General features: G+C 63.6%; 7 protein-coding genes and 1 pseudogene. 6 read left to right on the top strand and 2 right to left on the bottom strand.

The genetic code is table 11. The annotated features are described in order from the left end of the window. Positions 1-36 precede the first annotated feature (36 nt). From AC1DUB_RS19495 to AC1DUB_RS19480, 4 genes and pseudogenes are all read left to right on the top strand, one after another. Positions 37-132: pseudogene (locus tag AC1DUB_RS19495) on the top strand (hypothetical protein); the annotation flags it as partial. A 25-nt stretch (positions 133-157) separates the two neighbouring features. Beyond that, the gene (locus AC1DUB_RS19490) at positions 158-2200 is read left to right on the top strand and encodes an Ig-like domain-containing protein (protein WP_477730872.1); all 2043 of its coding nucleotides are present in this window, start codon (positions 158-160) and stop codon (positions 2198-2200) included. Positions 2201-2557: 357 nt separating this feature from the next. Then, positions 2558-4168, top strand: a complete 1611-nt coding sequence (locus AC1DUB_RS19485; RefSeq protein WP_477730871.1) for an ExeA family protein — start codon at positions 2558-2560, stop codon at positions 4166-4168. Positions 4169-4172: 4 nt separating this feature from the next. Continuing rightward, positions 4173-4811, top strand: a complete 639-nt coding sequence (locus AC1DUB_RS19480) for a general secretion pathway protein GspB (RefSeq protein ID WP_477720426.1) — start codon at positions 4173-4175, stop codon at positions 4809-4811. A 108-nt stretch (positions 4812-4919) separates the two neighbouring features. On the opposite strand, the gene AC1DUB_RS19475 is transcribed toward AC1DUB_RS19480, so the two are convergent. Continuing rightward, on the bottom strand, positions 4920-5528 hold the full coding sequence (locus tag AC1DUB_RS19475; protein WP_477720425.1) for a DUF6064 family protein: 609 nt from the start codon (positions 5526-5528) through the stop codon (positions 4920-4922). 3 nt (positions 5529-5531) lie between these two features. Continuing rightward, a complete protein-coding gene (locus tag AC1DUB_RS19470; RefSeq protein WP_477720424.1) occupies positions 5532-6443 on the bottom strand; it encodes an aldo/keto reductase in 912 nt (303 codons plus the stop codon). A gap of 248 nt (positions 6444-6691) precedes the next feature. On the opposite strand from AC1DUB_RS19470, the gene AC1DUB_RS19465 reads away from it, so the two are divergent. Both AC1DUB_RS19465 and AC1DUB_RS19460 read left to right on the top strand, forming a co-directional pair. Next, on the top strand, positions 6692-7276 hold the full coding sequence (locus AC1DUB_RS19465; protein WP_477720423.1) for a histidine phosphatase family protein: 585 nt from the start codon (positions 6692-6694) through the stop codon (positions 7274-7276). A 119-nt stretch (positions 7277-7395) separates the two neighbouring features. Beyond that, positions 7396-7704 carry a hypothetical protein gene (locus AC1DUB_RS19460; protein WP_477720422.1) on the top strand — a complete coding sequence of 103 codons (309 nt, stop codon included), beginning with the start codon at positions 7396-7398 and terminating at the stop codon, positions 7702-7704. Positions 7705-7814: the final 110 nt, after the last annotated feature.

Genomic DNA, 7814 nt, shown 5'->3' with positions numbered 1-7814 from the left:
TTCACCTTCAGCGAGGCGCCGGGCGCCAGCTTCGTCCTGGGCGACATCAGCGCGACCCACGGCACGGTGACGGACCTGGTGCAGGACGACGCCACGCACTACCACGCCACTTTCACGGCCGACAACGGCTTTACCGGCACCGGCTCGGTGACGGTGGATGCGGCCAAGTTCATTCACCTTCAGCGAGGCGCCGGGCGCCAGCTTCGTCCTGGGCGACATCAGCGCGACCCACGGCACGGTGACGGACCTGGTGCAGGACGACGCCACGCACTACCACGCCACTTTCACGGCCGACAACGGCTTTACCGGCACCGGCTCGGTGACGGTGGATGCGGCCAAGTTCACCGACGCGGCGCTCAACGCCAACGAGGCGGCGACGCCGGCCACGGTTGCGATCGACACGGAAAACCCGACGGTGGCGGTCACGCTTGACGACCTGACGCTCAAGATCGGCGACGTCGCAACGGTGACCTTCACCTTCAGCGAGGTGCCATCGAACTTCACGAGCGCGGATGTGAGCTACGACACGACCAGCGCCACATTGGGTACGATCACGGGCACGGGAGATCCGAAGGTCTTCACTGCCAGCCTAACGCCCATTTCGGCGATCAATGACACTACCAACATCATCACGGTCGGCACAGCCTGGCAGGATCCTGCGGGCAACGCGCCGGCGGCGGCGAGCGATTCGGCTAACTACACAGTCGAGACGGCCGGTCAGACGCTTTACTTGAGAATCAATCAGCCCAGCAAGGAGGGTGGTAATGATGATTCCCACTATGACAGCTTCAAAGTCTATGTGGACGGTGTTCTAACCACTGCGACCATTGTCTCCAGTAGTGGATTGGCAGCAGGCAGCACGGCTACCGATTTCGATTTGACGGGAACGGGTGCTCGCTCTATCGTTTTTTCATTGTCGAATGTCCCCGCTAGCGCGAATATTGAAATCAAGTTCGACTACAGCATCAATGACCGGGGCGGCAACAATGGCGACGATGGTCCGATATTCAGCATTGGAACAAGCACGGCGAGCCTGACTGAGATCGCCGACTACACCACAGATGCAAGGTATACGTCCACCACAACGTCAATCTCATCGGGTGCCAGAACAATTGAGTTTGATGCCTCAGTCAGCGGCTCCACGGTCACCGTCACGGTACTGGTCGATCCAATCATTTTCGACCTTGGCGATGCTGGCATTCATCTTTCCGGGTCTGCGCAGTTTGATATGAACAGCGACGGTGTCGCGCAGCAGCTTGCTTGGACCACTGGGCAGGATGGCATCCTGGTTTTGGATTTAGATGGTTCTGGCGCGATTGAAACAGGCCGCGAGGTGTTTTCACCTTATTTTGGTACTGGCGGCTTTGATCATGCCTTGCAGGCACTGGCCAGCCTGGACACCAACGGCGACGGGGTCATTGATGCCCAGGACGCCGCTTTCTCCGACCTGGCGGTGTGGGTCGACGCAAATAGCAACGGCATCAGCGAGGCCGGTGAACTTTCCAGCCTTTCCTTGCTTGGGATTCAAGCGATCAATTTAAATGCCAGTTCAGGCGGGGCCGAGATAGACGGTCAGGCAGTGATCGGCGAGGGTCAATTCACGTTTGAATCCGGTGCAACTGGTACCTATGCCGCGGTGGAGCTGGATGAAACCAGCAATACCGCTGTGCTGATCGCCGAGAAAGATGGGGAAACTAACGTTGGTACCGATGGCGGCGATGTGATCATCAGTGTTGCCAGTGGCAACACGCTGCTTGGTGGTGCCGGTGCCGATCAGCTCTATGGTGCGATGGGGGACGACATACTCGATGGCGGTAGCGGCAACGACACACTTCTTGGCGGACTGGGTAACAATACGCTCACCGGCGGCGCGGGCAGCGACACCTTCCAGTTTGGTGGTGGCGATGTGGGAGCGGTCGATACGATCACGGATTTTGACGCGTCGGCCAACAGTGACGTTCTGGATTTGCGCGACCTGCTGGTGGGTGAGCACTCCGACGCTGAGAGTCTGGACAGCTATCTACACTTCACTTACGACGCGGGGACCAATACGACGGTGATTGACGTCATGTCGCAAGGCTCTGGCGTGGTTGATCATCAGATTCAGCTGGAGGCCTTCAATGCGACATTGTTTGGTTCCACCGACAGCGCCATCATTACGGACATGCTTGCCAAAGGGAAATTAACTGTCGACGCGTGAATTCAGACGGTTTAGTGCAGTGTTGCATGCTTGATGGAACCAATAAAAGCGATGGATGTTGGGTCAGGGCAAGGCGCAAACCACGCGGTTTTATGTTCCAGATAGCGCGCAACACTGCGCTAGGTTTCGAGAGCTCCAAGTCGGCAGCCTCCCGGCGCTTTTCCCAACCGCGCGGCGCTGGCGCTGTTCATTGCCTTGGGCGCATCGGCCGAGTGGTTTTGACACTCTTGCCTGGCCCTTTTTAGCGCTACCAGACAGTACGGGTGGGGTGGATCAACTGAGCCAGCGCAGCGCGCGTTGTTTATTCGTCGTTTATTACTAGCGCCCGACGATAGTGGTGCGGTATCCTTGGCACCCATGTACATGCCATTTTTCGGCCTGACACAGGCGCCGTTTTCGCTCGCTCCGGACCCGCGGCTGCTGTTTATGAGCGATCGGCATCGCGAAGCGCTGGCACACCTGCTGTATGGGCTGGACGGCGGAGGTGGCTTTGTGCTGCTGACCGGCGAGATTGGCACTGGCAAGACCACGGTGTGCCGCTGCTTTCTGGAGCAGATTCCGGCCCACTGCAACGTCGCCTACATCTTCAATCCCAAGCTCACGGTAACCGAGCTGCTGCAGTCGATCTGCGACGAGTTCCATGTCACGGTGCCGCAAAAAGAGCTGCTGCCGCTCACGGTCAAGGATTACCTCGACCCGCTCAACACCTTCCTGCTGCAGGCCCATGCCGCCGGGCAGAACAACGTGCTGATCATTGACGAGGCGCAGAACCTGTCTGCCGAGGTGCTGGAGCAGCTGCGCCTGCTCACCAACCTGGAAACCAGCGAGCGCAAGCTGCTGCAGATCGTCCTGATCGGCCAGCCCGAGCTGCGCACCATGCTGCAGCGGCCCGAACTGGAGCAACTGGCTCAGCGCGTAATCGCACGCTTTCACCTCGATGCACTCACCGAGGCCGAGACGGCGCAGTACATCCTGCACCGCCTTGAAGTGTCGGGCCTGAATCGCGCGCTGCCGTTCGATCGCAAGGCGCTCAAACGCATTTACCAGCGGGCGCGCGGCGTGCCCCGCCGCATCAACCTGTTGTGCGATCGTGCCTTGCTGGGAGCCTTTGCGGGCGGCCAGGCCACGGTCAACCGCGGCATCGTCAACAAGGCGGCGGACGAGGTGTTCGACCAGCCGGTGCGCGCACCATGGCGTTGGCAGCGCAGCCTTGCCTTGGTGGGCCTGAGTGTCGCCGCCGGCGCCGGGCTGCTCGCCACGGCCCGCCTTGCGACGCAGGTGCCGCAAGCGCAGCAAGCGTCCGAGATTGCAGCGGTTGCGGCCTCCGGACCGGTGGTGGCCGCTGCGGCAGCCGACGCAACCCTCGCTCCGCCCGCACCGCCCCCCACCTTGCTGCGCGACGAAGGCCAGGCCTGGCGCGAACTGGCGCAGGCCTGGAAACTGACCCCCGGGGAGGGCGACCCCTGCCAGGCGCTGCAGCGCGAGCAGGTGCGGTGCTTCAGCAGCAACACCAGTCTGGCCCTGATCCGCCAGCTGGGCCGCCCCGGCATCGTCAAGCTCGACAGCCAGAGCGGCTCGCCTTCCTTTGCCTTGCTCACCGCCCTGACAGACGACAGCGCCACCTTGCGCGCCGGAGGCACCGAGCAGACCGTCACACTGGCCGCGCTGGCCGCGCGCTGGCAAGGCGACTTTTCCACGCTCTGGCGTTCACCCGCCGGTTATGGAGGCCGCCCCCTTGATGGTCAGCACGGTCCGGTGGTCGAATGGGTTGCGACCCGGTTGACCGCGGTGGATGGCACGGCGCCGCAGGCGGGCCGGCCCGTGCTGGATGCCTCGCTCAGAGCTCGCCTGCGCACTTTTCAACTGGCCCAGGGCCTGCCCACGGACGGCCGACTCGGGCCGTTGACTTTTATGCAGCTCAATCGCACGGCCGGCGTGGACGAGCCGCGCCTTCGAACCGGGCCTTGACCCCATGTCTTACATTCTCGACGCACTTCGGAAAGCCGACGCCCAGCGCGAACGCGACCCGGCACGGGGCATCCATGCTCAGCCCTTGCAGATGTCGGCACTCGAGCCACCTGAAGGCCCTCAGACCCGGTTTTGGCTGGGAGGGGCAGTGGTCATCGGCGCCGGCTTGCTGGCTGTGGCGGCATGGCAGCTGGCCGGGCCTGACGCGCCACCGGCCGTGTATTTGCCCGCTGCAGGGACCGGCACGTCCCCGGCGCCTGCCGTGATCAGGCCTCTGCCGGCGACCGAGGTGTTGCCTGCAGCACCACCGCCCGCCGCGCCTGTGGCCCCGCCCGCGGTTCCTTTGCGTGAAGCGCGAAAGCCGGCTCCGGCGCTGGCGGCTTCCTCACCGGCGCCCGCAGCGGCAGCCCCTGATCGCTTGCTGTCCGTCAATGAATTGCCGGCCGATGTACAGCGTGACCTGCCCAAGCTGGCCATCAGCGGCGGCGTCTATTCCGACAACCCAGCGCAGCGCATGCTGATTGTCAACGGCCAGGTGGTGGGCGAAGGCGCAGTGCCGGCCCCGGGCGTGGTGCTGGAGCAGATCCGTGCCAAGACCGCGGTGCTGAAGTATCGCGGCTATCGCTACGCGGTGGCGTACTGATTCCGTTCCTGCTTCAACACGATATGTCGTTGCCCCGCCTTGGCCGTTACAGCACTGTCTGCGGCGGTGCGCCTCATCTCGTATCGAGTTAGAAATGGAATAAGGCGATCAGCCAGCCATCGACCACAAGGTCGCCGCGCCCGCCAGCAGGGAAAGCGTGGGAATGATGGCCAGCAAGCAGCGGAGGGCGCGTGATGGCGGGTGCCCGCTGGCCAGCAGCAGGCCCAGGCTGGCCAGTGCTGTCGGCTCCGGCGCCATACCGAACACCTCCGCTTGGCGCAGCGGGTGGCCAGCGAGCAGCCCGGCCAGCGGGTAGAGCACCACGCCCGTCACGGCCAGCAGCCAGCCGAGGCGTTGCACGGTGACGCCGGCGGTCGGTGCGTGCGCGTCGCGGAGCAACACCCCCAGGGCAACAAGCAGCACGGCCTGGACGGCGAACGCCACGGCGAAGTAGGGCGCCGCCCAGTTGATCGTTGAGTAGCGCTGCCAATGAAAGGCCCAGCCCACCCAGAGCCAGGCCGCGGCGAGCAGGGCCGTGAGCACACGGCCTGCACCGGCGCGCCGGGTCCCGGCCAGCCAAAGCGAGGCGAGGCCGGCGGCGAGTGCGACCAGCTGCGCCGGCCAGACATCGCGGTTGTAGAGCTCGACCAGGCGCCAATAAGTCCCGGGTGAAAACATCAGGAAGTCCGAGAGCCGGTAGGTCCACCACTCGGACATGGCTCACAGCCTCTCGATGTGAGCGGCCATGCGCCTGCGAAACGCCTCGTCAGGCATCCGGCCGAACGCTGCGCCCATGTTTTCGCGCACGTGGGCCACATGGTTGGTGGCGGGAATCGCGCAGGTCACCGCGGGGTGAGAGACGATGAACTTCAGCGCGAACTGGGCCCAGTTCGCGCAGTCGATCTCGCTGGCCCAGGCCGGTAGCGGATGGCGCTGCAGCTGGTGCAGCAGGGCGCCTTGGCGGAACGGCCGGTTGACCAGCACGGCGATGCCACGCTCGCGCGCCAGCGGCAGCAGCCGCTCTTCAGCCTCGCGATCGAGCAGGTTGTAGCTGAGCTGTACGAAGTCAATACGGTGGCCGCGCATGATCTGTTCCATCTCGTGGTGGCGGCGCCCCTCCGAGGTGGTGATTCCCACGTAACGCAGTTGGCCTGCGGCTTTCATGGCCTGCAGCAGTGGCAGCTGTTCCTGCCAGGCCACCAGGTTGTGAACCTGCAGCAGGTCGAAACGAGGCAGCCGCCAGAGCCGGCGCGACATCTCGATCTGCGCCGCCCCGGCCGAGGAAGTCCAGACCTTGTCGGCGGAAAAGACGCGCTGCTGTACCGAGAGTTTTTGCAGGCCATCGCCAATCACGCCTTGCGAGGAGCCGTACATCGGCGAGGAATCGATCAGGCGGCCGCCGGCATCGAAAAAATGGCGCATGACCTCGGCGCAATGCGCGCGCGCCGGGCGGTCGTTGCCGACGTTGAAGGTGATCCAGCTGCCCAGCCCGACCACCGGAATCTGTTCGCCGGACGAGGGAACGGGCCTGGACATCGGCAGTGACGGCGCAGCGTTTTGTGCGTAGGCTCCCACCATGCCCAGCGCGCTTGACGCGGGAAGCAGGTGCAGCAGCAGGGTGCGGCGTCTCATTTTTCCAGACCGGTGTGGTGTTGCATGCTTGCAGGTACCCATAAAACCGATGGATTTTTGTTCAGGGCAAGGCGAAAACCGCAGCCATAGCCCAACCATGGCGAGGATTTGCAACGCGGCCATGGGAAAAAAAGCGCGGTTTTATGTGCCTGATAGCGTGCAACACCACACTAACACAGGGACAAGGGCAGGGACAAGGCGGGCGGCGTAGTATGAATACCAATCAATGCCCATCCTACGGAGACTGCATGATGAACCTGAGCCGAATCGCGCGGCTGCTCCCGCTGTTGCTTGCCGCGCTGGCCTGGACGCCGTTCGCGTCGGCCGATGAAGCGCTGTGGTCGCTGCTCAAGGGCGGCGGCCAGGTTATCCTGATCCGGCACGCGCTGACGACCCCGGGCGTGGGCGACCCGGAGGGAATGACGCTCGGCGATTGCAGCACGCAGCGCAACCTGAACGACGAGGGCCGCGCCCATGCGCGGCAGCTTGGCGACGCTTTCCGTACCCGAGGCGTTGCGGTGGGGAAGCTGCTCTCCAGCCCATGGTGCCGTTGCACCGAAACCGCCAGGCTGGCCTTCGGCAAGGCCCCCGAGATCTCGCCGGCGCTGGGCAACCTGTTTGGCCGTCCGGAGCTGGCGGCCCGTCAGGTGGCTGAGCTCAAACCGCTGGCCAGCCAGCTACCTGCGGGCGGCAACACGGTGCTGGTTTCGCACGGCTCCACCATCGCGGCGCTAACCGGCATTTCACCCGGCATGGCGGAGATGGTGGTGCTCACGCCCCAAGGCGGCGGGCGCTTCACGGTCGCCGGGCGGCTGACCGCTCATAAGCCCTGACGCGTGAATCTGTGAATCTATTGGGGTACTACCACTGCGTCGAACATAGCGCCATAATGAAGCCGGAGCAGAGCCGGCCACCCGCGCCGGAACCGCAACGCAAGCAAGGAGATGACGGCATGAGCAATTCGAATCCCCCCCAAGGCGGCGATTTCGCGCATTGGGTCGACGAGAAATCACAGGCGCTGAAATTCGAACTCGGCGAGAAATTTCCTGTGCCGCCCACTGCACTGCATTCACCTTCGGTACATGTCGAGACTGGCCAGCAAAAGCTTGAAGAAGTGCTGCTGGAGCATGAAGAGCCGACGCAGGAGTTTCTTGAAGAACTGGCGGCTCTTGAGGATGCGCCACCGTTGAGTGACGAAGAGCTGGCCAAGCAGGCACTGGCAGCCGGCGGTGCAGACAGCGACAACAACACGCCCGAGTAGCGCATTTCCCCCGGTCGATACGGCAGCAGTGCGCCCCCTATCCGAACTGATCTGATTGGGCGGCCCGGGCAAGTACAGCCTCCTTGGAGCATCCTTCGACAGGCTCAGGA

This window comes from Polaromonas sp. P4_F9, assembly GCF_056401235.1.
This window is presented reverse-complemented; position numbering and strand designations above follow the sequence as displayed.